The 24,730-nt window shown below is 56.5% G+C and carries 22 protein-coding genes; 19 read left to right on the forward strand and 3 right to left on the reverse strand.

Annotated features, from left to right (window positions below; genetic code table 11):
- Nucleotides 1-7 precede the first annotated feature (7 nt).
- The 12 genes from AC2TF6_RS07270 to AC2TF6_RS07325 all read left to right on the forward strand — a co-directional run bounded on the left by AC2TF6_RS07270 (nucleotide 8) and on the right by AC2TF6_RS07325 (nucleotide 12,431).
- On the forward strand, nucleotides 8-1,270 hold the full coding sequence (locus tag AC2TF6_RS07270) for a hypothetical protein (protein WP_491310494.1): 1,263 nt from the start codon (nucleotides 8-10) through the stop codon (nucleotides 1,268-1,270).
- On the forward strand, nucleotides 1,182-1,784 hold the full coding sequence (locus AC2TF6_RS07275; protein ID WP_491310495.1) for an acyltransferase: 603 nt from the start codon (nucleotides 1,182-1,184) through the stop codon (nucleotides 1,782-1,784). The genes AC2TF6_RS07270 and AC2TF6_RS07275 overlap by 89 nt, the downstream gene beginning before the upstream one ends.
- A complete protein-coding gene (locus AC2TF6_RS07280) occupies nucleotides 1,762-2,949 on the forward strand; it encodes a glycosyltransferase (RefSeq protein ID WP_217558212.1) in 1,188 nt (395 codons plus the stop codon). The genes AC2TF6_RS07275 and AC2TF6_RS07280 overlap by 23 nt, the downstream gene beginning before the upstream one ends.
- A gap of 4 nt (nucleotides 2,950-2,953) precedes the next feature.
- Nucleotides 2,954-3,961 (forward strand): NAD-dependent epimerase, encoded by a 1,008-nt coding sequence (locus tag AC2TF6_RS07285; protein ID WP_491310496.1) that lies wholly within the window; start codon nucleotides 2,954-2,956, stop codon nucleotides 3,959-3,961.
- Nucleotides 3,962-3,997: 36 nt separating this feature from the next.
- Nucleotides 3,998-5,791: a sugar transferase gene (locus AC2TF6_RS07290; protein ID WP_491310497.1), complete on the forward strand. Its 1,794-nt coding sequence runs from the start codon at nucleotides 3,998-4,000 to the stop codon at nucleotides 5,789-5,791.
- Nucleotides 5,788-6,423, forward strand: a complete 636-nt coding sequence (locus AC2TF6_RS07295) for an acetyltransferase (protein WP_491310498.1) — start codon at nucleotides 5,788-5,790, stop codon at nucleotides 6,421-6,423. The genes AC2TF6_RS07290 and AC2TF6_RS07295 overlap by 4 nt, the downstream gene beginning before the upstream one ends.
- 247 nt (nucleotides 6,424-6,670) lie before the next feature.
- Nucleotides 6,671-7,909, forward strand: a complete 1,239-nt coding sequence (locus AC2TF6_RS07300) for a DegT/DnrJ/EryC1/StrS family aminotransferase (RefSeq protein WP_491310499.1) — start codon at nucleotides 6,671-6,673, stop codon at nucleotides 7,907-7,909.
- A 38-nt stretch (nucleotides 7,910-7,947) separates the two neighbouring features.
- Nucleotides 7,948-8,859 carry a UTP--glucose-1-phosphate uridylyltransferase GalU gene (galU, locus tag AC2TF6_RS07305; RefSeq protein ID WP_042230487.1) on the forward strand — a complete coding sequence of 304 codons (912 nt, stop codon included), beginning with the start codon at nucleotides 7,948-7,950 and terminating at the stop codon, nucleotides 8,857-8,859.
- 1 nt (nucleotide 8,860) lies between these two features.
- Nucleotides 8,861-10,213 carry a UDP-glucose 6-dehydrogenase TuaD gene (gene tuaD / locus AC2TF6_RS07310; protein WP_491310500.1) on the forward strand — a complete coding sequence of 451 codons (1,353 nt, stop codon included), beginning with the start codon at nucleotides 8,861-8,863 and terminating at the stop codon, nucleotides 10,211-10,213.
- A gap of 22 nt (nucleotides 10,214-10,235) precedes the next feature.
- Nucleotides 10,236-10,727, forward strand: coding sequence for a VanZ family protein (locus AC2TF6_RS07315; protein WP_369993054.1), 492 nt, complete (start codon nucleotides 10,236-10,238; stop codon nucleotides 10,725-10,727).
- A complete protein-coding gene (locus tag AC2TF6_RS07320) occupies nucleotides 10,724-11,419 on the forward strand; it encodes a hypothetical protein (RefSeq protein WP_491310501.1) in 696 nt (231 codons plus the stop codon). The genes AC2TF6_RS07315 and AC2TF6_RS07320 overlap by 4 nt, the downstream gene beginning before the upstream one ends.
- Before the next feature lie 43 nt (nucleotides 11,420-11,462).
- Nucleotides 11,463-12,431 (forward strand): hypothetical protein, encoded by a 969-nt coding sequence (locus AC2TF6_RS07325; protein WP_491310502.1) that lies wholly within the window; start codon nucleotides 11,463-11,465, stop codon nucleotides 12,429-12,431.
- A gap of 71 nt (nucleotides 12,432-12,502) precedes the next feature.
- On the opposite strand, the gene AC2TF6_RS07330 is transcribed toward AC2TF6_RS07325, so the two are convergent.
- Nucleotides 12,503-12,667, reverse strand: coding sequence for a YszA family small membrane protein (locus AC2TF6_RS07330; protein ID WP_454233609.1), 165 nt, complete (start codon nucleotides 12,665-12,667; stop codon nucleotides 12,503-12,505).
- A gap of 498 nt (nucleotides 12,668-13,165) precedes the next feature.
- Between AC2TF6_RS07330 and AC2TF6_RS07335 the strand changes: the two genes are divergently transcribed.
- From AC2TF6_RS07335 to murC, 3 genes are all read left to right on the forward strand, one after another.
- A complete protein-coding gene (locus AC2TF6_RS07335) occupies nucleotides 13,166-15,832 on the forward strand; it encodes a valine--tRNA ligase (RefSeq protein ID WP_491310503.1) in 2,667 nt (888 codons plus the stop codon).
- 80 nt (nucleotides 15,833-15,912) lie between these two features.
- Nucleotides 15,913-17,289 carry a bifunctional folylpolyglutamate synthase/dihydrofolate synthase gene (locus AC2TF6_RS07340; protein ID WP_491310504.1) on the forward strand — a complete coding sequence of 459 codons (1,377 nt, stop codon included), beginning with the start codon at nucleotides 15,913-15,915 and terminating at the stop codon, nucleotides 17,287-17,289.
- Between the two features lie 8 nt (nucleotides 17,290-17,297).
- Nucleotides 17,298-18,683 (forward strand): UDP-N-acetylmuramate--L-alanine ligase, encoded by a 1,386-nt coding sequence (gene murC, locus AC2TF6_RS07345; protein WP_491310505.1) that lies wholly within the window; start codon nucleotides 17,298-17,300, stop codon nucleotides 18,681-18,683.
- A gap of 135 nt (nucleotides 18,684-18,818) precedes the next feature.
- Here murC and AC2TF6_RS07350 read toward each other — a convergent pair whose 3' ends face one another.
- A complete protein-coding gene (locus tag AC2TF6_RS07350) occupies nucleotides 18,819-19,136 on the reverse strand; it encodes a hypothetical protein (RefSeq protein WP_491310506.1) in 318 nt (105 codons plus the stop codon).
- Between the two features lie 152 nt (nucleotides 19,137-19,288).
- Here AC2TF6_RS07350 and AC2TF6_RS07355 point away from each other — a divergent pair, with 152 nt between their 5' ends.
- Nucleotides 19,289-21,127 (forward strand): SPOR domain-containing protein, encoded by a 1,839-nt coding sequence (locus AC2TF6_RS07355; RefSeq protein ID WP_491310507.1) that lies wholly within the window; start codon nucleotides 19,289-19,291, stop codon nucleotides 21,125-21,127.
- Nucleotides 21,128-21,194: 67 nt separating this feature from the next.
- Here AC2TF6_RS07355 and AC2TF6_RS07360 read toward each other — a convergent pair whose 3' ends face one another.
- Nucleotides 21,195-22,403, reverse strand: a complete 1,209-nt coding sequence (locus AC2TF6_RS07360; RefSeq protein ID WP_491310508.1) for an N-acetylmuramoyl-L-alanine amidase — start codon at nucleotides 22,401-22,403, stop codon at nucleotides 21,195-21,197.
- Between the two features lie 148 nt (nucleotides 22,404-22,551).
- On the opposite strand from AC2TF6_RS07360, the gene AC2TF6_RS07365 reads away from it, so the two are divergent.
- From AC2TF6_RS07365 to AC2TF6_RS07375, 3 genes are all read left to right on the forward strand, one after another.
- Nucleotides 22,552-22,794 carry a DUF4321 domain-containing protein gene (locus AC2TF6_RS07365; RefSeq protein ID WP_009672966.1) on the forward strand — a complete coding sequence of 81 codons (243 nt, stop codon included), beginning with the start codon at nucleotides 22,552-22,554 and terminating at the stop codon, nucleotides 22,792-22,794.
- 52 nt (nucleotides 22,795-22,846) lie between these two features.
- The gene (locus AC2TF6_RS07370; RefSeq protein ID WP_491310509.1) at nucleotides 22,847-23,473 is read left to right on the forward strand and encodes a Maf family protein; all 627 of its coding nucleotides are present in this window, start codon (nucleotides 22,847-22,849) and stop codon (nucleotides 23,471-23,473) included.
- A gap of 86 nt (nucleotides 23,474-23,559) precedes the next feature.
- On the forward strand, nucleotides 23,560-24,015 hold the full coding sequence (locus tag AC2TF6_RS07375; protein WP_491310510.1) for an RrF2 family transcriptional regulator: 456 nt from the start codon (nucleotides 23,560-23,562) through the stop codon (nucleotides 24,013-24,015).
- Nucleotides 24,016-24,730: the final 715 nt, after the last annotated feature.

Genomic DNA, 24,730 nt, shown 5'->3' on the forward strand with positions numbered 1-24,730 from the left:
CCTGTTCGTGATCGGATATGTACTCCTTATGCTGCTTCTGGAAAAAGGAATTTTTCTGCTGGATGAGCGCATGGGAATCATTTCTTTTTTCGTGCTGCTTCTGCCGCTTTTCTGCATGATCCGTTGGCCGGATCAGCCGTTCCTGCTGTATATCGGCTTTTGCGTGATGCTGATCGGGAAGTTCGTTTATGCGCTTACGGCGACTCCCTTGGCCGGACCCGACGAAAATCATTATTACGAGCAGGTCGTCACGTACCTGGGACTGGGTGATTTTCTGCATTACGCCTTTGAGCATATTTCGACTTATCTGTTCAATTCATCGGCATACCCGATTTTCGGGCTGATGTATATGCCGTTCTTTAAATTTCTCGACGTGTCCGATCCGCTTGTCATCATTACGTACAATTCGGTGATGCTGATCTGGATCGCTTATCTGATCTATGCGCTGAACCGATCGTTTTTCGGCTATGAGCAGGCAAACCGCCGAATGTATGAAGGCTGGATCATTCTGGGGCTGTTCGTCAGCCCGTCGTTCATGATAATGACTTCGCTTTTTGCAAAAGACGTCACCTGCGTGGCGCTCGGCCTGTACTGCACGCATCTGCTGCTGAAGCGGAAGTATGTTTTGTTCCTGCTCGTGATGTTGTACGCAACCGGCCTGCGCGATTATGCCATCGTGTACACGCTTTGCTTTTACCTGCTGTTTACGAAAAGATTCAAAACCGCGGTCGCCATGCTGGTCGTATCGGCCGGCGTGCTCGCCGTCAAAATCGGCGGACTGGGCATCGTCAATGCGGTATTGCTGACGGCCTTCCTGTTCCTGAGCCCCAATCCCGTTAATCCGGAAAATTGGGAAACGAACGTGATGTACCGTTCCATGGAAGCCGTCGCGATGCTCGTGGCGCTTGCTTTTGCGGTGCTGATGTTTATCCGATATAAAGAGACGAGGGCGTTTTACGGAATTGTCGTGGTGCTGCTCTTCGCTTATGCCTGCACGCTGGTGCTCGTCGGCTACATGACCGTAACGGGACGCGATCTGGAATACGGCGTCGGCACGATCGGGGATAACATGGTGCGCAAGAAGCTGCCCATTCTGCCCCTGTTGTATATGTTTCAAGCTTATACGGCAGGCTGGACGCTGAAATGGCTAAAGTCTATCCGCGACAAAAGGAGAGGAATTCATGAGAGGCCGAGACCGGTTTCACAAATTCAAAACGGTGCTGGACATCGTCATCCGCATTCTCCGTCTCTTCCCGAGGCCGGCGCTTAAATACGCCTGGACGCTGACCGATCTTCTGCCGGACACGGCGGGAGTGGCGATGCGGTACTGTCTGCTGAAGTGCCTGACGCTGAGCTGCGGGGACAATGTCTTCGTCGGCCGGTCGGTGGAGATCAAATACTGGGAGCGCCTGCGGATCGGCAGCAATGTCAGCATCCACAAGCAGTGCTACCTGGACGCGTGCGGCGAGATTCAGATCGACGACGAAGTGTCCATCGCGCACCAGAGCTCGCTGATCTCCTTCCAGCACAGCTGGGAGAACGAGTCTCTTCCCATCCGCGACAATCCGGTCGTCTGTTCCAAAATCCACATTCACCGGGATGTCTGGATCGGCTGCGGATGCAGGGTCTTGGCGGGCGCAAGCATCGGGAGCCGTTCTATCGTCGCTGCGGGAGCGGTCGTAACCAGACCGGTTCCCTCCATGACAGTGGCGGCGGGTGTGCCGGCCAAAATCATTAAGTCAATCAGAAAAGAGGGTCACTATGAACGTTCTGTGGGCACATGATCATACGTTTTACTTTACGGATTCGGGGAAATTTTACTCAAGCGGCAAGCTGCCTTACGCCGTATGGGAGAGGTATCTTTCCGTATTCGACTCTCTCACGGTCGTGTCCCGGGGCAAGAGAATGACCTCCGCCCATGAAATGGAGAAGAAAAGCTTGTCGAGCGGAGCGGGCGTCAACTTTATCGTCCTGCCCTCCCTCAGCAATCCCGTTAATAAAATTACGAAAAAAGGCTACGTCGAGCGCGTGCTGACGGAAGCGGTCATGAAAGCGGACGCGGTGATCGCCCGGCTGCCGAGCGAAATCGGCTCCGAAGCGATCGCCATTGCCAAGAAGCTGGGCAAACCGTTTGCGGTCGAAGTTGTAGCCTGCGCCTGGGACGGTTTGTGGAACTACGGCAGCGTGCAGGGCAAGCTGTACGCACCGATCGCCACGTGGAAAACGAAGTCCGACGTCAAGGAAGCCCCCTATGCCATCTACGTCACGGAGCAGTTTTTGCAGAAAAGGTACCCGTGCCCGAGCGGCCGCACCCAATCGTGCTCGAACGTCGAGCTTCCCGAAATGGGCGAGGACGTGCTGCAAAGAAGGCTGGAGCGGATCCGCAGCATGAAAACGCCGGTCACGATCGGTTTGATCGGTTCGTTAAACGGCAAAACTAAGGGCATCGACACCGCCCTGAATGCCCTGGCGCGGATCAAAAGCCAGCTGCCCCCGTTCAAGTTCCGCATTCTGGGGGACGGGGACAAGTCGCGATGGATCGCGATGGCGGGCAGCCTCGGGCTGCAGGAGAACGTCCAGTTCGACGGCGTCCTTCCAAGCGGAAGCGCGGTGTTCGGCTGGCTGGACAGCGTGGACATCTACATCCAGCCGAGCTTCCAGGAAGGACTTCCCCGGGCCACAATCGAAGCGATGGGAAGGGGCTGTCCCGTCATCGGCTCGACGGCCGGAGGCATTCCCGAGCTTCTCGATCCGGGCTGCCTGTTCAAGCCGGGCCAGGATAAACAATTGGCCGCTCTGCTTACGGGAACGGTTATCAACCGGGACTGGATGCTGGAGCAGGCGAGCCGCAATTTTGCCAAAGCGGCTAATTTCACCAAAACGAAGCTGGACCGCGACCGAAGCGAGTTCTGGCAGTCTTTTCATCAATATGTAAGCAGGGGAGTGTAGGCAGGTGTCCATTCTGATCACCGGATCAGCCGGTTTTATCGGCTATCATTTGGCTTTAAGGCTGCTGGAAAGCGGGGCGAAGGTAGTCGGTTACGATAATCTCAACGATTACTATGCCGTAACGCTGAAACAAGACAGGCTGAAGCAGCTTCAAAATTACCCGAATTATCATCATTATACGGCCGATTTATGCGACCACGAGCAGCTTAACCGGGTGTTCGGCGAGCATGAAATCCGGGTGGCCGTCAATCTGGCCGCTCAAGCGGGCGTAAGGTACAGCCTCCAGAACCCGAGGGCTTACGCCGATTCGAATCTGACCGGATTTTTGAACGTCCTGGAAGCGTGCCGGACCTACAAAATCGACCATCTCATCTACGCGTCCTCCAGCTCGGTATACGGCGCCAATACCAAAATGCCGTTCTCGACGGACGACCCGGTGGACCATCCCGTCAGCCTGTATGCGGCTACCAAAAAAGCGAATGAGCTGATGGCTCATTCTTACAGCCACCTGTACGGAATACCGGTGACGGGGCTGCGCTTCTTTACGGTATACGGACCGTGGGGGCGCCCGGATATGGCGTATTTCTCTTTTACCCGCAACATTCTCGAGGGCAAGCCCATTCAAGTGTTCAATGAAGGAAAAATGCGGCGCGACTTTACGTATATCGACGACATCGTCGAAGGTATTGTGAGGCTGCTGGACCGCCCGCCCGCGCCGAATAAGGACTGGGATAGGGAAAATCCCGACCCGAGCACGAGCTATGCGCCTTATAAAGTGTACAACATCGGCAACAATTCGCCGGTGGAGCTCATGACCTTTATCCGGACGCTGGAAGAGAGCCTGGGTACGAAGGCGGACATCGAGATGAGGCCCATGCAGCCGGGTGACGTACAGGCGACTTTCGCGGACATTGACGCTCTTCAGAGAGATGTCGGATTCCGCCCGTCGACGCCTATTTCGGAAGGGCTCCGCAAGTTCGCCGACTGGTATGTCGGGTATTACGGGGCTTAAAGCAAACGCATCTTAGACGGAAAGGGGAGGCTTCGCTTGAGCAAAATCGCCCATATTTGTACGTCGGCTATCTCTCACAAAATTTTGGCGGACAAAATGTCCGTCCTGCAGCAGGCCGGGCATGAAGTCCATCTGATTTCATCCTCGGAAGGCTACGATGAGCAGGCGATGAAGAACAGCGGACTCAAACTGAAGTTCGTGCAGATGAACCGCAAAATACGTCCTGTGGAAGATGTGCGTTCGATCCTCCGGATGAGAAGGCTTATCAAGCGCGAAGGCTATGACATCGTCCATACCCATACGGCCAAGGCTGGGATTATCGGACGAGCCGCCGCCTGGCTGGCCCGCACTCCGGTCATTATGCACACGAGCCACGGCCTGCCGTTCTATGAAGGCCAGTCAAAGACGGCTTATACGATTTACCGGACACTTGAAAAAATCGGCACGTACTTCTGCGATGCGCTTGCTTCCCAGAACCGGGAAGACATGGCGAAGCTTCAGTCGTTGAACGCGGGCAAGATCGTGTACTACGAAGGCAACGGCGTCGACCTGGACAAGCTGGACAAGGCGGCCGGCAGTATCAGCCGGGAAGAGCTGGAGACGTTAAAGGCGACTTACGGCGTCCCGCAAAATAAGACCGTTCTGCTCATGGGAGCGAGAATGGAGCCGGTGAAGGATCATCATTTTCTGCTGGACGCGCTCGCCCTGTTGAAAAGCCAGGGGGTCACGGATTTCGTGTGTCTGCTAGCCGGCAAAGGTCCGCTGGAAAAGCAAATTCTCGAACGGATCGCCGAGCTCGGCCTGCAAAAAGAAGTGCTGCTGATCGGGCACCGTTCCGACCTGTATGCCTTTCTGAAAATGGCCGACATCGTCGTGCTGACTTCCGAGAAAGAAGGAATTCCGCGTTTTCTGATGGAAGCGATGGCTTTTTCCAAACCCGTGGTCGCAAGCGATGTGCTCGGTACGCGGGAGCTGGTCCGGCATGAGGACACGGGCTTGCTCGTTCCTTACAAAAATACGGGGGCGCTCGCCAAATCCTTCCGCACCCTCATCGAGAACAAAGCGTACGGCACCTTGCTGGGACAAGGCGGACGGCGCAGAATCGAACAGGAATTTACCGAGCAGATTGTCGTCAAAAGGCTGGAAACGATGTACAAAGAGCTCCGTGCGGGAGAAAGAGAAAAGGGCCGCATCGGAAGATGGCTTGGGCATACCGTCCTGCGTACGGCGGATCTTGCTATCGCACTGCCTCTGGTGCTCCTGCTGCTTCCGGTCTATGCGGTCGTCGGGCTTCTTGTCCGCATGAAGCTGGGTTCGCCGGTGCTGTTCAAGCAGAAGCGGCCGGGACGATTCGGACAGCCGTTCCACGTCTACAAGTACCGGACGATGACAGACAAGAGAGATTCATCCGGGAATCTGCTTCCGGACGAAGTTAGGCTGACCGCTTTCGGCAAGCTTCTGCGCAAGCTAAGCCTGGACGAAATTCCGCAGCTTTTGAACGTGATCAAGGGCGATATGAGCCTTGTCGGCCCCCGGCCGCTGCTTATGGAATATCTGGAGTTGTATACCGACGAGCAGAAGCGGCGCCACTGGGTACGCCCCGGGATTACGGGGTGGGCGCAGGTGAACGGACGGAACGCGATTTCGTGGGAAGACAAGTTCAAACTCGACGTGTGGTATGTCGACAACCGGTCCTTCCGCCTCTATGTCAAAATTCTTCTGCTGACCGCCGTTAAAGTCGTCCGCAGGGAAGGCGTGTCGCAGGAAGGGCAGGCCACGACGACCAAGTACACCGGAAGCGCCGCATCCGGTATCGGAAGCCCGTCGTGAGGAGACTTCTCCTGATCGGCGACGGGGGCCACGCCAAGGTCGTGCGCGACATTGCGCGGGCCGGCGGGCAGTACGAGCTTGCCGCCGTGCTCGACGACCGCTATGCGGTCCCGGCCGCCGGGGCGGACGGCCTGCCCCGCGGACCGGTTGGGCTGGCGGACCGCATGCTCGCGGAAGACGAAGACCTGCACGTCTTCGTCGCCATCGGCAGCTGCGCGATCCGCCGCAGGGTCGCCGAATCGCTCGGCGCGGAGCCCGGCCGCTTCGCGCTGCTGATCCATCCCCGCGCCGTCGTGAGCAGGGACGCGAGCCTGGCGCCCGGCACAGCCGTGATGCCGGGCGCGGTCGTCAACGCGGGGGCCCGGATCGGCGCCCACGCGATCGTCAACACCGGCGCCGTCGTGGAGCACGACTGCGTGATCGGCGACTACGCGCATGTGTCGCCGAACGCGGCCCTGGCCGGCGGTGTCGCCGTGGGAGCGGGGGCGCACATCGGCATCGGGGCCTCCGTGATCCAGGGGCTCGCCGTCGGCGAGTGGAGCACGCTGGGCGCCGGAGCGGTGGCGGTGCGCGATATCCCCGCCGGATGCACGGCCGCGGGCGTGCCTGCCCGGGTGATTCGGCAGGCATGAGCGGCTGAAAGGTGCGTTGATTCACCCGTCCGGGGCGGCGAGCGAGCTGCCCGGCAATCAGCCGATATGCGGGTGACCAACGTCGTGCTGCACCGCGGCGTGCGCCGGGAACTGAGCTGCGCTCGGTGTTACCCGGATTTAGCGAAATGATTCGTATTTCATTCAATAAATCGTAATCCCTCAGGTACATAAACACGCTCTTATTCCATTTGACCGAATGACCGGATCAATCAAAGGAGGACCGAATATGGCTGCTCAACTTCAAACTCATGCTTCACCGGCCCGCGCCGCACAGCTTCAAACAGGGGCCGCCCCCGGAACAGTGGATGGTCTGCCGGGAACCGGCCGGAGCCGTATTCTCCTGTCTCCTCCGCATATCGGCGAGGAGGAGCAGAAGTTCGTCCGCGAAGCGTTCGAGACGAACTGGATCGCTCCGCTCGGACCGAACGTGGACGCGTTCGAAGCCGAGCTGGCGGCCTACACCGGCTCGAAGGGAGCCGTGGCCCTCAGCTCCGGCACCGCCGGTATCCACGAGGCGCTGCGTCTCCTTGGCGTAGGCCCGGGCGACCGCGTCCTGTGCTCCTCGCTCACGTTCGTCGCCAGCGTCAATCCGATCGTGTACCAAGGCGCGGAGCCTGTGCTGATCGACTCGGACGAAGCGACCTGGAACATGTCGCCGGCCGCATTGGAGCGGGCTCTCGCCGAGTCGAAGCGGGAAGGACGGCTGCCCAAAGCGGCGGTCGTCGTCAACCTCTACGGCCAGAGCGCGGACATGGTGCCTCTCCTGGAACTGCTCGACGCCTACGGCGTTCCCGTTGTCGAGGATGCGGCCGAGTCGCTCGGCGCGACCTGTTCCGGCAAGTCGAGCGGAACGCTTGGACGTTTCGGCGTCTACTCGTTCAACGGCAATAAGATCATCACGACTTCCGGCGGAGGCATGCTGGTGTCGGACGATCTGGAAGCCTTGGAGAAAGCCCGCTTCTGGGCCACGCAGGCAAGAGATCAGGCTCCCCATTACCAGCACAGCGAGGTCGGCTACAACTACCGGATGAGCAACATTCTCGCCGGTGTCGGTCGCGGGCAGCTGCGTGTGCTGGATGAACGCGTGAACGCCCGCCGGGCCGTGTTCGACCGGTACCGCGAGGCGCTTGGCGGCATCGAAGGCATCGCGTTTATGCCCGAGGCGCCATACGGCCGCTCCACGCGCTGGCTGACCGCATTGACGGTCGATCCGGCCGCGGCAGGCATCACGACGGAAGAGCTTATCGCGCGCCTGGCCGTGGAGAATGTGGAGTCCCGGCCGGTCTGGAAGCCGATGCATCTGCAGCCGCTGTACGGCAAGTGCGCTTACTACTCGCACGAAGAGGGAACAAGCGTGTCCGACCGCCTCTTCGAACAAGGGTTGTGCCTGCCTTCCGGTTCCAGCCTCAGCGAATCGGATCAGGATTTTGTCATCGGCATTCTGCTTCATGCTTTGAACGCTTAGAGCCACCCGCAGTTAACGACCATAAGGAGGAATGAATCATGAAAGTGCGTAAAGCGATAATTCCGGCGGCAGGTCTCGGCACCCGGTTTCTGCCAGCTACGAAAGCCCAACCGAAGGAAATGCTCCCGATCGTGGACAAACCGACGATCCAATACATTATCGAGGAAGCCATTTCGTCCGGCATCGAAGATATTCTGATTATCAGCGGACGGGGCAAGCGCGCGATTGAAGATCATTTCGACAAGTCGTTCGAACTGGAAGAAACCCTGGACAAAAAGGGTAAACACGGAGAACTTAAACAAATTCAGGCCATCTCCGACATGGCGAATATTCATTATATCCGGCAAAAAGAACCGAAAGGCCTCGGTCACGCCATCTGGTGCGCCCGCAGCTTCGTCGGCAACGAACCGTTCGCCGTTCTGCTCGGCGACGATATCGTGCAATCCGAGGAGCCCTGCCTGAAGCAATTGCTCCGCATTCATTCCCGCTACTCCTCGTCCGTCGTGGGCGTGCAGCGGGTCAGCGACGAAGACGTTTCCAAGTACGGTGTCATCGCGCCGAGAGGCTCCTCCATCGAACCGGATGTCTTTTTCCTGGAAACGCTCGTGGAAAAGCCTTCGCGCAAAGCGGCTCCTTCCAATTATGCGATTATGGGACGCTACGTGCTGACTCCGGAAATTTTTGAAATTCTGGAAAATCAGGCGCCGGGAGCGGGCGGCGAAATCCAGCTGACGGACGCGATCCGCAGGCTGAACGAGCAGAAGCCCGTTGTCGCCTACAACTTCTCGGGCGTCCGTTACGATGTGGGGGACAAATTCGGCTTCATTAAAGCCACCCTCGACTTCGCTCTGCAGCGCGAGGATTTAAAGCAGGATTTGCTGGGATACATTCAATCGGTTCACGAGCAGCACGCTGCGCTTCACAATCCTATCAGTAAGGTGGCGAAGTAGAATGGAAAAAATTACAGTAGTCGGCAGTGGTTATGTAGGGCTTGTTTCCGGAACTTGCTTTTCTGAAATCGGCAACCGGGTCATCTGCTGCGACGTCGATCCGTTCAAAATCGCGATGCTGCGCAAAGGCGAGATTCCGATTTACGAGCCGGGTCTCAAAGAACTGGTGAAAAAAAACGTCGATGCCGACCGTCTGTTTTTTACTTCCGAAATCGGCGACGCCATCGAAGCGTCGGACATCATTTATATCGCGGTCGGCACACCGATGGGCGATAACGGCGAAGCCGATATGCGCTATGTGCACGAGGTTGCCCGAACGATCGGCCAGCATTTGAATAGCTACAAAATTATCGTGAACAAAAGCACGGTTCCCGTCGGAACCGGTGAGCAGGTCCAGCAGATTATTATGGAAAACCGGAAAAACCGCTTTGTCCAGTTCGACGTCGTTTCCAATCCCGAGTTTTTAAGGGAAGGTTCGGCCATCGAGGACTGCATGAACATGGAGCGCGCCGTCATCGGCGCCACGAGCGACAAGGCGGCCAAGCGGATCGCCGATCTTCACGCCCCTTTCCGCACCCGCATTTTCCAGACGAATCTGGAGAGCGCGGAAATGATCAAATATGCGGCCAATGCTTTTCTGGCCACCAAAATTTCTTTTATCAACGGAATCGCCAACGTTTGCGAACGTGTCGGCGCCGACATCACCTCCGTTGCCGCAGGCATGGGTCTGGACAGCCGAATCGGCGCGAAGTTTCTGCAGGCGGGCATCGGTTACGGGGGAAGCTGCTTCCCCAAAGATACTTTTGCGCTTTCTTATATCGCCGAAGAAGCGGGATTCGATTTCTCCTTGCTGAAATCGGTTATCGCAGCCAACGACGAACAGCGCTTTGTTGTCGTGGACAAGTTGAAACAGGCTCTGGGTTGTCTGGAAGGCAAAAAGATCGGCGTACTCGGACTTGCCTTCAAGCCGAACACCGACGATATGCGCTACGCCCCTTCCTTGACCATCATTCCGGAACTGGTCCGGCTCGGCGCCTCTGTACGCGCCTACGATCCTATCGCGATGCAGGCCGCGCGCAATCAGATCGCCGAGTATTACGAAGATTTCGAGACGCTTGAAGAAGCATTGGAAGGCTGCGATGCCTGCCTCATTTTGACGGAATGGAGCGAGATCGTCGAAATGGATCTGACCCGGGTGAAACAACTGCTGACGGCTCCGATTATCGTGGACGGGCGCAACTGTTTCTCCGTCCGGGAAATGAAAGAGCGGGAGTTCGTCTATTATTCCGTCGGGCGTCCCGCCGTCACAACCGGCAGCGCAAATGCCAGTGCGGCCAAAACTGTCTCGCTCTAAGCTTTTATGGATTTTGCCTGTATTGCTGTGGACGCTGCTCGTCTTCCATTGGTCTCATCAATCGTTTCGCGAGCAGAGCATACAGCCTTTATTGCATAAACTTTTCACAAAGGAGGAGATTCATGCCTATATCCCGCAGGTGACGGTGCGCTACCATCATACGATTATTCGGGCGCAGTCCGATCCGATGCGGTTCATCGAATTTATTTTCCGTAAAACAGCCCATCTGGTTGTTTATGCCGTACTTGCCGCACTTGCGTATCAAGCTCTTTCTCTCTGGGGGAGCCGGCGGAGGAAGCGGGCACTCTTTTCCCTGCTGTATGTCGTCGCGATCGCGATGGGGGATGAATGGGTTCAATCGGCCGCAGCCATGCGTACCAGCGCAATACAGGATGTTGTCTTAGATACAGCCGGAGGCTTGGCGGGACTATCAGCAGCCGTGTGGGCGGCGCCTTGGGGGATTCGGCTTTGGCGGACAAGCATCCGGATTAAAAGGCGGGAGGCCGGGAGATGAACAAACGACGCCGCTTGTTCCTTTGGGTGGGGACAGGCATCCTTATAGCGGGAATGGCCGGGAGTTTTGCGGCCGTCCGGATTTCGGATGAAATGATCCGGACGGCGGCCTCCTTAAGTATTGGGGAGGCCGCCGACGAAGCTGACGCTGCGGGCAAGGAAGCGCCGGAAGGCCGCCCGGTTCCGGGTGGCGGGGCGCCGGCTTCGCCCGGTGCGGATGGACAGGACGGCTCCCGTCCGCAGGAAGCTTTCCCGGCCGTAAAGGCCGCGCCGGGCAGCGGGAAAGCTCCTGCGTCTGCGGCGCCGTCCGCCCGGCCGGACCCGGGGCAGGCCGGACATCAGGCAGCCGGATCGGCGGAGGAGGGCAGCGACGGACGCGGCAGCGGAAGCGCGAAAAGCCGCCCCAAAGACCCGGCAGCCATACCGGCGGAACGGGCCGAGCGCCTAAGCGGGGAGATTTCCTGGTCGGATCGGATGAAGATTACATCCGTTCTGCTGAAGCGGCTGCAGGCAAGCGACATCAAGCAGCTAAGCCTCCTGATGAAGGACGGCGTGTCACGCGAGGAAAAGAAAAAGGCGAAAGCGATCATCATGGCCAAGCTGAGCGAAAGCGAGTATAACGAGCTGATCACCATTGCAAGCAAATATGGCTTGAGCAAAGGCAAGTCGTATCAGCAATCCGTTAACGAGTGAGCTGCGGTTTTGTCAGAACGCCCGCCAAGAGGAGAGTGAGATTGTGAAAAAGTTAAATAAAGCGCTCGTGGCCGCACTGCTGCTGGCTCTGCTGTCCCCGGCTTTCCAGCCGGGCCAGGCTAATGCGCAAGCGGCGGTGAATCAGAACGCCCGCGCGAGTTTTGATCAGCTTGCCAACAATGTATGGGGCTTCCTGAATGAATATCTGCTCCCGATTCTTACGGGCGGCAATCAGAAGTTTCCTGTCCCTAAGCCTGAACCTAAGCCAGACCCGAGGCCTGTCCCGACGCCGGTTCCAACACCTGTTCCAACACCTGTTCCGGATTCCGGTAACGGGAAGGGCCAGAACAACGGCGGCGGTCAAGGCAACGGAAACGGCCAGGACAAAGGCCAGGACAAAGGCCAGGACAAGAACACCGACAAAGGCAACCAGGCCGGCGGTAACGGTAATGGTAACGGGCAAGATAAAGGCAACAACGGAAACAACGGAAACAACGGAAACAATGGAAACCAAGGCAACGGCCAAGGGAATGGCCAGGGCAATGGTAACAACGGCAACGGCAACAACGGCAATGGTAACAACGGCAACGGCAACAACGGTAACGGTAACAACGGTAATGGCAACAACGGTAATGGCAACAACGGCAACGGCCAAGGAAACAACGGCAATGGTAACGGCAATGGTGGCAAGGACCGCGATGACCGTTACGATTCCATCAACAAAGAAACGATTCGGAAGCTGAATGCGCTGAAATCGGCGTGCCAGCGTGACCTCGTTTCTTACGCGATGCAGTTTTCCCGGGCTACGACAACGCACCAGAAATCTACTCTTTATAAGGAAGCTTCCGAGCGCTTCGCTCAGTGCGTGTCCGATTTCAGGGATATTGTGGGCAGTGCCCAGAATGCGCTTCAGAATGAAGGATTCAGCACCGACATTATCAATCAGTATCAGCGTGAGTACGATCTTCAGATGGAAACAGGCCGCATGCTGCTTGACACCATTGTGAAGTAAGGAAGGTACGGCCGGTGACGCATCCAGCGTTGCCGGTTTTTTCCGTCTTGTTTTTTGCAAACCTACTATTATTAATAGACGTCCAGAAGAAAACCGAGATAGGCGAGAAAAAGAACGAACAAGAGAATGACATCGAGGCCGTTGGGAAAAATCAGCGTGCGGACAAATTGAATGCAGATGAGCGGGAAAAGCACGCCCCGAACGGTGTTCCGGGTATTCCACCACCATTTTTGCATGAGTATCCCCCTCAAATAATAAAAATTTCCGTTACCAGTTTATGCGGGCGCCCCCTTGGATATGATGAGTAGTAACCCTTTTCGTATTGAAAAGATTGACGTTTTTGGTCCGTTTGGTTTATCATAAAGTGTAATTTAACGGTTTGCTTTACAAACATTTTTCATTACGTTGAATCGACGTGGATGGGGAGTAGTAGACGGCGAGCCCTTCAGAGAGTGGAATTGCAGCGCTGGAAGGTTCCACAGGGAGATAAAAGGCCGTTCGAAGTCGCCCCGGAGTTGTTTGCGTGAGCACTTATCCGCTTTAAGGCGGTAAAGTCTAGCGTGAACCGGCCCGCACCGTTATATGCGTCTCAAGTGTCACGTTCCGCTCGTTTCGGGAGCAGGCGTGAAATGAAGGTGGTACCACGGAAGCACATCCTTTCGTCCTTTGCGGCGAAGGGATTTTTTTGTTAGCTGGAGCAGCTGCGCAAGGTACTTGAATGGAGGAAATGGACTATGGCAGAAACAAGCGATAAAAACTCGGTATCCATGCCGACAACCTACGATCCCTCGCAAAGCGAGAAAAAATGGTACGATTACTGGATTTCTAACGGATTTTTCCGTGCCGGGCAGCGTCCGGACGCGGAAACCTATACGATTGTAATCCCGCCGCCGAACGTAACGGGGTTACTGCACCTGGGCCACGCGCTCGATTTTACGCTGCAGGATATTCTGGTGCGCACGAAGCGGATGCAGGGCTATGACGCGCTCTGGCTTCCGGGCTCCGACCACGCGGGTATCGCCACACAAACCAAGGTGGAGCAGAAGCTGCGAGAAGAAGGGCTTTCCCGCTACGACCTCGGACGGGAGAAGTTCCTGGAGAAAGTGTGGGAATGGAAAGACCTCTACGCCGAAACCATCCGCGAGCAGTGGGCGAAAATGGGCTTTTCCCTCGATTATTCGCGTGAACGGTTTACGCTCGACGAAGGTTTGTCCAAAGCCGTGCGCGAAGTTTTCGTGAGCCTGTACAACAAGGGCCTGATTTACCGCGGCAAATATATCATCAACTGGGACCCGAAAGCGCGGACCGCTTTGTCCGACATCGAGGTTGAATATAAAGAAATCCAGGGCAGCTTGTACCACCTGGTGTATCCGCTCAAAGACGGAAGCGGCTCCATTACGGTAGCGACTACCCGTCCGGAAACGATGCTCGGCGATACGGCCGTTGCCGTTCATCCGGAAGACGAGCGTTACAAGCATATGATCGGAAAAATGCTCGTGCTGCCGGTGGTCGGCCGTGAAATTCCGGTTATCGCCGACGAGTACGTCGAGAAAGATTTCGGAAGCGGCGCGGTTAAAATTACACCGGCGCACGATCCGAACGACTTCGAAGTGGGCAAGCGCCACGACCTGCCGCAAATTCTCGTGATGGACGAATCCGGCACGATGAATGCCAACGCGGGCCCTTACCAGGGGCTGGACCGTGCGGACTGCCGCAAGAAAATCGTCGCCGACCTGCAGGAGCAGGGGGTCCTCGTCAAAATCGAGGAACACGTCCACCAGGTCGGACACAGCGAGCGCAGCGGCGCCGTTGTAGAGCCTTACTTGTCCACGCAGTGGTTCGTGAAAATGCAGCCGCTTGCCGAACGCGCCATTGAAGCGCAGAAGAACGGCTCCGGCGTCAACTTCGTTCCGGACCGTTTCGAGAAGATCTACCTGCAGTGGATCGAAAATGTACGCGACTGGTGCATTTCCCGCCAGCTTTGGTGGGGACACCGCATTCCGGCGTGGTACTGCGCGGACTGCGGCGAGGTGACCGTCGCTCAGCAGGACGCTCATGCCTGCGGGCACTGCGGAAGCGAAAATATCCGTCAGGACGAAGACGTCCTCGATACCTGGTTCTCCTCCGCGCTTTGGCCGTTCTCGACACTCGGCTGGCCGGAGCAGACCGAAGATCTGCAGCGCTACTATCCGACGAATGTCCTTGTCACTGGCTATGACATTATTTATTTCTGGGTAGCCCGCATGATTTTCAGCGGCCTGGAATTTACGGATCAAGTTCCGTTCAAGGACGTGCTGCTGCACGGTCTCATTCGCGACTCGGAAGGCCGCAAAATGTCCAAATCGCTGGGCAACGGTGTCGATCCTCTGGAAATTATCGAGAAATACGGCGCGGATGCGATGCGGTATATGCTCTCGACTTCGAGCACGCCGGGACAGGATTTGCGCTTCCGCATCGAGCGCGTGGAGCAGACACGCAACTTCGCGAACAAGATCTGGAATGCTTCGCGTTTTGCGCTGATGAATCTCGAAGGATTCACGGCTGCGGACATCGACCTGAGCGGCAAGCTCGGAACGGCCGATCGCTGGATTCTGCACCGTCTGAACGAAACGGCACGCGATGTAACGCGTCTGATCGACCAATACGAATTCGGCGAAACCGGCCGTCTGCTGTATAACTTCATTTGGGACGATCTGTGCGACTGGTATATCGAATTCAGCAAGCTCTCCCTGTATGGGGAGGATGAAGCGGCCAAGAAAACGACGAAATCCGTTCTGGCCTATGTGCTTGACCGGACGCAGCGCCTGATTCACCCGTTTATGCCGTTTATTTCGGAAGAAATCTGGCAGCATCTGCCTCACGAAGGCGATACGATCACATTGGCCGCCTGGCCGGTGTACGATGCGCAGTTCGAAGCGCCGGAAGCGGTGCGCGAAATGGAACTGCTCATGGACATTATCCGCGCCGTGCGCAACATTCGTGCGGAAGTGAACGTTCCGATGAGCAAGAAGATCGAGCTGCTCGTCAAGCCATCCGGCCAGGACGTGGAGACGATTCTTTCCCGCAACGAAGAGTACCTCCGCCGTTTCTGCAGCACCTCGGAGCTGAGCATTTCCGCGGAACTCGCGTCGCCCGATAAGGCGATGACGGCTGTCGTGACGGGAGCGGAGCTGTTCCTGCCGCTCGCGGGACTTATTGATATCGCTCAGGAAGTGGCCCGTCTGGAGAAAGAAATGCAGACGCTCATCGGGGAAGTGACCCGGATCGAGAAGAAGCTTTCCAACGAAGGTTTTATCGCCAAAGCTCCAGCCAAGGTCATAGAAGAAGAGAAAGCGAAAATGGCCGACTACGCGGATAAGCGCGACAAAGTCGTTGCCCGTCTGGCCGAACTGAAAGCCTAAGCCTGCATTAATATCGCGGTGCACCCCGTCCGGTTTGACGAGGAGCACCGCGATTCACATCAATCAAAGGGATGATAGTCATGGAACAACACACAGAAGCGGCTTCCCCGTTCAAGACTTATACCGAAGCAGTGAACTGGATCACCGGACTCGTGCCGGTCGGCATCAAACCCGGACTCAAACGAATGGACCTGTTGATGGAAAAACTCGGTCATCCTCACCGGAGACTGAAGTTCATACACGTCGGCGGCACGAACGGCAAAGGCTCGACCTGCGCCTTCCTGACGAAGGTGCTTATCCGCAGCGGATACGATGTCGGAACCTTCACGTCCCCATATCTCGAAAAGTTTACGAACCGTATACAGTATAACGGTCAAGATATTGAAGAAGAGGCTCTCCTGCTTCTGGCGAACCGTCTGAAGCCGATCGCCGACGAACTGGCGGAGACCGAACTGGGTTCCCCGACGATGTTCGAAATTTGCACGGCGCTGGCGCTCTTGTATTTCGGCACTGTCACGTTCCCGGATTATGTCGTCCTGGAAGTGGGGCTCGGCGGCCGTCTCGACTGCACCAACATCGTGTCGCCGGTCATTTCCGTTATCACGAACATCGGCCACGATCATATGGATATTCTCGGCGATACGTTGGAGCAGGTGGCGCTTGAGAAGGCGGGCATCATCAAGCCCGGCGTGCCCCTGGTTACGACCGTGGAACAGCCCGAGCTTGCGGAACTGTTTATCCGGGACGCCAAGAGCAAACGCACGACCGTTTATCTCCTGGGCAAGCAGTTTACTTACGAGCCCGTATCGACGGAGCTGGACGACCAGAAGCTGAACTTCACGGGACCGTTCCGTTCGATCGAGAACGTGCCGGTCTCCCTCAACGGGGCGCACCAGCTGAAAAATGCCGCCGCGGCATTGATGACGCTCGAAGTCCTGCGCCAGTATAACGCGCTCATCGTGGACGACGAAGATCTTTTCGCCGCCATGAGCGAAACGCAGTGGCCCGGCCGCCTTGAAATGGTTTCCGACAATCCGCGGATTCTGCTGGACGGAGCCCATAATCCCGAGGGGGCGCAGACGCTGGCCGCCGCCCTGAAAGACACGTATTCCTATAAGAAACTGCATTTGATGGCCGGCATGTTGTCCACGAAGAATCAACCCGGCTATTTCAGGCATATACTACCAATGGTGGATACGCTTATCCTTACGGAACCGGATTTTCATAAAAAAGAAAGTGCGTCCCGTCTGGCCGACCGGGCCCGGGAGACCCTCCGGGAACTGGACGTGAACCGGGATATCGATATCGTGGTGGAACCGGATTGGAAGAAAGCCCTGGAACAATTGAAGCAGCGAACGGGACAGGATGATCTGGCGGTCGTATCCGGCACGCTCTACTTGATTTCTGATGTTCGTTCTTGGCTCTTATACACGACCGACTCTGAAAAAGGATGGTGAGAACGACATTGAATACCCCAGAACACGTACATTTTATCGGCATCGGCGGCTACGGTATGAGTGCGATCGCCAAAGTGATGCTGGAAATGGGCTACCAGGTGTCCGGCTCCGATCTGGCCCAGCAGGAACTGACGGAAAAGCTGAGGGCCAAAGGCGCCCGCGTCTATATCGGGCATGAAGCCCAGAACGTGAACGGAGCGGACCTCGTGGTCTACTCCACGGCGTTGTCCAAGGACAATGTGGAAATGGTCGCGGCCGGAGAGCAGAACATTCCGGTCATTCACCGCTCGCAAATGCTGGCGAGATTGATGAATGAGCGCAAAGGGATCGCGGTAGCCGGAGCGCACGGCAAAACGACCACCTCTTCCATGATCGCGCTTGTGATGGAGCGCTGCGGAACCGACCCGACGTATATCATCGGCGGCGAGATCATGAACATCGGCTCGAATGCCAAAGCGGGCAAAGGCGACTACGTCGTAGCCGAAGCGGACGAGAGCGACGGCACTTTCCTGCAGTATCATCCGACGCTCGCCCTTGTGAATAACATTGAAGCGGATCATCTGGAAAACTATGACGGAGATTTCGAGAATCTGAAAAAAGCCTATGCCCAGTTCCTCAGCCAGGTGAGAGAAGACGGCAAGGCGATCATCTGTCTCGATGACGAATATTTGCGGGGCATGCTTCCGCAGATCAAAAGCGAGACCCTTACTTACGCCATCGACCGGGATGCCGACTATGTGGCGACGGACATCGAGCTGGGCGACCGGAAAGTGTCCTTCAGCGTCCGCCGCGGCGGCGAGACGCTCGGCAAGCTGCGCTTGTCGGTTCCGGGCCGGCACAACGTATACAATGCGATGGCTACGCTGATTACGTGTCTGGAATCGGGCCTTACCTTTGACCAGATCGCGGAGGCGATCGAGGAGTTCCGCGGCGCCAAACGGAGGTTTCAGGTGCTGGGCGAAGTGAACGACATTCTCGTAATCGACGATTACGCCCATCATCCTACGGAAATCGAGGCGACGATCTCTGCGGCCAAAGCGACCGGCAAGCATCTTATCGCGGTGTTCCAGCCCCAGCGCTATACGCGTACGTTTTACTTATTCGAACAGTTCAGCCATGCGTTCAAAGAGGCGGACGAGGTGCTGATCACCGACATCTACTCACCCGCGGGGGAGAAGCAGATCGAAGGCATCAGCTCCGAGAAGCTCGTCGAACTGATCCGCAAGAACAGCAATCCGAACGTCACCTACATTCCGACCCGCGGCGAAGCGGAAGTCTATTTGACGGACCGCGTTAAACCGGGTGATCTCGTCATCACGATGGGAGCCGGAGACATTTGGAAAACGGCGGACGGTCTCGCCAAAACGCTTCGCGCCCGCTATGAGGCGGAATAAAGAAGTTTTTTCAACATAACATAACAAAATAGACTGCACGCCGCAGTACGAAAACCTTCCTCAGCCTGCGCTGACGGGAGGTTTTTTTATGGGGAAAATAAGAGTATGCCGGGAAGCGCTTCGGGAGTTAAACGCCTAGTTGCTTTTCTTTCTCAGGCTCCCTAGTTCCGTAAAATCATTGGTTATCCCGATCAGCTCCTGCGTTTTGGTTTTTACTAGAACGTATGTAGGGTAAGACGTGATTTTAAATTTATCCATAGGCGGATTGTAAGAGATCACGTCAATACCGAGCCCTTTAAACTGCTCCTCCGTCAAAGGAACATGGGGATTAAATACGTATAGAGTAGTGGATTGGTTAGAGTTTGTCAGGTTTGACGTAAAAGCGATAAAGCCCAAGACAGCGAGTATACTTGCAAGCAGCGGCAAAGAGTTTCTTTTGTTGTTCAGGGTCATGATTCGGCTACCTCCGTTTATTCACTTCACACGTATACCATATACCAATATTTAGTGAAACTCCACTCTAGTAAAATTTACAGAGGCCCGGACATATTTTTCCGCTTCCGTTCATAGGCTGATAGCAGAACGCGGATAAGGAGATGGGTCGTATGAATAAAGCGAGAATTTCTTACCGTATAGACGGAAACGACCGGACAAACCGTAAAGAAGATAAATCGGGCGGCAAAATTATTCCTTTAACGAAAGAAGAGTTTTCGGTTTCGGAAGCTCTTTGGAGAGACGCGGAGGCGGATCGAGCGAAAAAAGCCCGGCAAAACCGGAGGGACACGGAAGCGGGATCCCGGAACCGGGAAGGACTGAATGAATATACGGCCGACTTCGGTACATGGCAGAGTCCTTATGATGCCGAAACGGAACGGATCGCCAAGCTTATCCGGGAATCCGAACCGGGTTACCGGGGAGATTCCGGTTATTTTGAGAGCACGATTAACGAACGCTTCAGGGAAGAAAAAGAAAGAAGACAGGAATACGAGGATTTGGACCGGACCGCGTATATGGAACGCAGAGACGAAGAAGCAGCCGCACGGCAGTTGAGGGACTTTGAGGGGCCCTCCGAGCAGGAGGACGAATATACGGATGACCGGTTTCGGGAGAATCCGGCCGCAGGGCGCGGCAATTCAGGTGAACGGGAACGCGAGGAACGCTATCCGCTTCCGCCAAACCTCGGCTGGCCGGAGGATCCCAGCGGCTTTATCGATCACGGGACGGCCTCCCTGCCCGGCTATAACAGCCTGCGCGCCGCTGAAGAAGACGAGCGGGAGGATGCCGGCTATGCGCGTCCCGTAAACGGCGGCGTACCGGTGCCGGATACGAGGGAGAGAAGGACGTCTGGAGAGAGGGATTACTATGAACGGCAGCTTGCGCAAGCGCCTCCTCCCGGGCAGAACCGGAGCAGGAACCGGAACGAGTACGCGTACTATGAGGACGAGCCGCCGGGATACCGCAGGGAACCCGTCTACGAGGATCCGTATAACCGCCTTCATTGGGAGGAACCCGAAAAGTCGGGCGTGCGCATTTCCCGGTCCGACCGCGGAGGCTTGCTGCGCATCGCCACATCGGTTGCGGGAGCGATGGTAACCGGGGCGGCCTTCGGCTATTTTGTCCTTTCCATGTTCTCGGGAGGGGCGGAGAAACCCATCACGATCGACGCGGGTCCGGCCGCGACCGCCCAGGCCCAGCCGAGCCCCGGGGCTGTCACGCCGCTGAAGCCGGATGCCTCCGCCCCGGCCGCTTCGGCTCCGTCCGCGGGCACGGCCGCCGTCGCTGCCCCGCCGGTCGGAGGGCCGACTGCGGCGGCCTCCATCCCGGCGCGCTCCTACACCGTGCTGCAGAACGGCATCTTCAGCACGCCGCAGAGCGCGGAGACCGCCCGCGCCGACGCGCGGGGCAAAGGCGCCGCGGCGGTAGCGGAACCCGGCACGAAGACGACGGTGTACGTCGGATTGGCCGGGAGCAAGGAGGACGCCGCGAAGCTGAAAGCCGCCCTTGCCGCCAAGAAAATCGAAGTCTTCGCGAAGCCGCTCGATCTTCCCGCTGTCGGCAAGGTGTACTGGAAGAGCGGCAGCGCCCAGCCGCTCGCGGATTATCTCGCGCAGGGCGCGAAGGTCGCCGGCACGGCCGGCAGCCTCTCCGCCGCGAAGATAGCGGAGGCTTCGCCGGGCGCGATCGACGCGGCTTCGCTGCAGCCGCTCGACGCCGCCGCCAAGGCGTGGGCGGCTCTGCAGCCGGCGGTAGCCGCGGGAATCCCCGACGCGGCCAAGCCGCAGGTCGAGGAGATGAACGCGGCTCTCGCCAAGGCGGTCGCGAAGCTCGGCGAGTACGGCAAGTCGCCGTCCGCCCCGCTTCTGGCCGAAGCCCAGGAGGCGCTGATGCAGTACGTCGTCGCCGAGAAGCGCCTGATGCAGCAGCTGACGGCCGCATCGGCGTAGGCGTAGGCGCAAACCGCCGCTCCATCACGCAAAAACACGGCCTGCGAATTCGCAGGCCGTGTTGGTTTTAGGGCTGAAGCTTGGAATAACGGTCCATCATGACGGCAATTTCCGCCCGGGTTATGTAACGGTTCGGTTTGAATTCCGTCGGGCTTGTCCCGTCGACGATACCGGCCTTCGTCAGCGTATAGACGGCTCCGGCGCACCACATGGAGGCCGGAACATCGGAGAAAACGTCCTGCCCGGCCGGCGGCGTTAGAGCCGGTGTGCCTTTCATTTCGCGAAGCCGCTGAAGAATGGCGGATACCTCGCCGCGGGTGATCGCTTGGTTCGGTCGTACGGTAAGATCCGCGTAGCCGTCGAGAAGTCCGAGGCGGACGGCTTTTGTCATCACCGGATAGGACCACTGGGTGGATTTCAAATCGCTGAAAGCGGGTGCGGGTGCGGAATTTCCCGTCCCGAGCAGGCCGTCGAAACCGAAGACGCGGTCCATCACGGTTACGAATTCCGCGCGTGTCAGCGCCCGGTTAGGCTCGAAATTGTTTCCGATGCCTTCCATCCAGCCTTTGTCTTTGATGCGCAGGATGGCTTCGCGTGCCCAGTGCCCGGCAGTATCCGGGAAAACCGGCGGCTGGTAAGAGACGACCCCGTCGGCGATCGCTTTTGCCATTTTGGTGCGGAACGCCGGATCGGCCAGTAAATCCGCTTCTTTTTTGTTGCTCAAAAAGCCGGTTTCGACAAGGATGCTCGGGATTTTTCCTTTGCGGACGACATAAACCGCGCTCGGCACCAGGCCTTGATCCTTCAATCCGGTTTGAGACAGAACGGAGCTTAACACCTTTTGAGCCAGCAGCTTGCTGGAAGGTGTAAGGGCTTCCATTTCCGGACTGGCGGGATAATCGTCCTGGGGATAGCGGCTGTCGTAATACAGCACTTGCGATCCGTTTGCGGTCGAGCTCGGATTTGAATTGGCATGCACGGATACGAAAACGTCCGCGTTCTGGGCATTTGTAAATTGAACTCGCTCGTCAAGGGACAAATAACGGTCGTCCGACCGGGTCATCACGACTTCGACGCCCTTCTTCTTAAGCTCGTCGCGGAGCTTCAGAGAAACGTCGAGGTTGACCGTTTTTTCATTGAGACCGTTTACACCGATGGCTCCCGGATCTTTCCCGCCGTGACCGGGATCGACGACAACCTTGTAGGCCATCGCCTCGTAAGGAAAGACCAGCAGAAGCGCGAGGGTCAGCCCTGCTAATTTTGTAGTTTTTTTCATCGTGTTTTCCCCTCCCGTTTCCAATTGTACAGGTACTTTCCAGGTTAGTAAGCCGGAAATATGTTACAATTTGTTGTTTTTTCGGATTGATGCGAAACCTGCCGCTCCGTATAATAAGGGAGAAACAAGGGAAGAGAGAGGATAACGGATGAAGAAAAACGGCTTCACCCTCGTTCTGTTTTTAGTGATCGGTCTTGTCGTCGGCATCATTGTTGGACAACTGCTTGCACCGGTCAAAGCATTGGCGTTCCTGACCAAAACGACGGATATCGTCTGGCAGCCCAAAGCGGACCTGCAGGTCATCCAGTACGATATCCTTTTGCAGATTAAACTGAATTTGTGCAGCATTATAGGCCTCGCGGCCGCTTTCTGGCTGTACCGCAAGGTGTAGTCCGTGAGAAGACGAAAGTAAATTTTGAAGAGAAAAGTGGAGGCATATTGCTATGAGCCAATCCGGAAGCGCGCCCTATGAGCAGGGCATTAAACTGATTCTCGCATCTTCTTCGCCAAGACGGCAGGAGCTGCTGAAAGGGATGGGGCTGGATTTTAAAATTATCGCCAGCGATGCGGATGAAACCGTGGAGGAGAGCCTGAGTCCCCGGGAGATCGTCGAGACGCTTGCCGTGCGCAAAGCGGAGGCGGTATCGGCCTCTTTACCGGGTTCATACGCCCCGGACAGAACCGTCATCATCGGGTCCGACACGATTGTGGTCCTAGGCGGGGAAGTGCTCGGCAAGCCTAAGGACGAGCGGGACGCTCTCCGCATGCTGTCCGCTTTGCAGGGCCAAACTCACGAGGTATTCAGCGGAGTCGCCTGCCTGAGCGCGGACCGCAGGAACGTTTCGGTGAGCCACCGCCGGACGAAAGTCACGATGAAAGCGATGGACGAGCAGCGGATTCTCCGGTATATCGGGACGGGCGAGCCTTCGGATAAGGCGGGGGCATACGCGATTCAAGGGATCGGAGCCACATTGATCGAGGGAATAGAAGGCGACTATTTCAATGTCGTCGGTCTTCCGGTGTCTCTTCTGAGCGAGATGCTCGAGCCTTTCGGCATCCGCGTCATCTAAGCAGATGTCCCCGGCCCTGAACCGTTTTCATTAAGAGCCGATTCTGCTACAATAGAGAGAACATCAGGAGAAAGGAGGGCTATGTCATGAACAGCGAGTTTACGATTGCCGTGCACAGTCTGGTGCTTCTTGCCCATTTACCGGAACACATGGCTTCGAGCGATGATATTGCTTCCAACGTTTGCACCCATTCCGCGCGCATCCGCAAAATTATGGGCTGTCTGCGCAAAGCCGGATTTGTTCGCACGAAGGAAGGATGCGGTGGCGGATTTATTCTCAATCACGACCCGGATGAGATTACGCTCGGCGACATTTATCAGCTAACTTCGCTCGGCACCCTCAAACCGAACTGGTGTTCGGGAAACCGGGGAAATGAATGTCTTGTTTCTGCGAACATGCAGAATGTGATGGACAACATGCTGGATGGAGCCGAACAGAATATGATTCAATATTTGAAAGGCGTGACGATCGGCAGCATGCTCCGTACCTTGAACAAGACGGAGAAGAAAACCGCCGATGCCGAGAAGAATCTGATTTCCTGAAGCGGCGCCTGCCTTTGCTAAGCGTTCAAGGACATGCAGGCGCCCTCTTTATTGTAACGATACATGAGGAAAGACACCCGGTGCTGCGGGGGCGGCGCGGACTAAGCTTTCACAAGGCGCGATTTCTCCCGTCAGGAGACGCTTTGCCGGTCCGTCCGCCTGTCTTCTTGGGCCTTGGACGCCGCCGCTTTCCTTGCCGTTTCCTCAATCGCCGAGTCGGTTAAATGGCTAAGCTTGATTTTACCCTTTCATGCACCTCGATTTCTTTCCGCTTTCGGGCCCTTGCGCTCTTGCTTTTTTACTCTCCCATTCCCTTTCCTTCTTCATGAGTTTACTGCTTGCCGCTTGTCTCTCCCGCATTCCGTTTTAATTTTCCTTCTCCGCTGACGCATCTTGTTTTCCGCTCCGTTCTTTCCTTTACTGCTGCCTTCCCTAGTACACCGCTTTTTAATTCTGCTGTTAGAAAAATCCTTCTAAGCCCATCTCCAGAACCGGAAACCCGTCTTAAGAATTTTTACCTGCGAGTCATCTTTTGTATTTTTTGTCGAGGTATGCAGACTTTTTTGGGACCTGTATCGTCCTATTTAACAGTCCCTCTGACCTTTGTATGGTTTAGTGCGGTTTTATATGATGACCGCATAGGTATAAACGAATGATCTCTGCCGATTTTCCCAGGCATTTCCGTTCGGGTCACCCCGCTTTTATTGTTTGGGGA

The organism is Paenibacillus sp. JNUCC 35 (genome assembly GCF_058269095.1).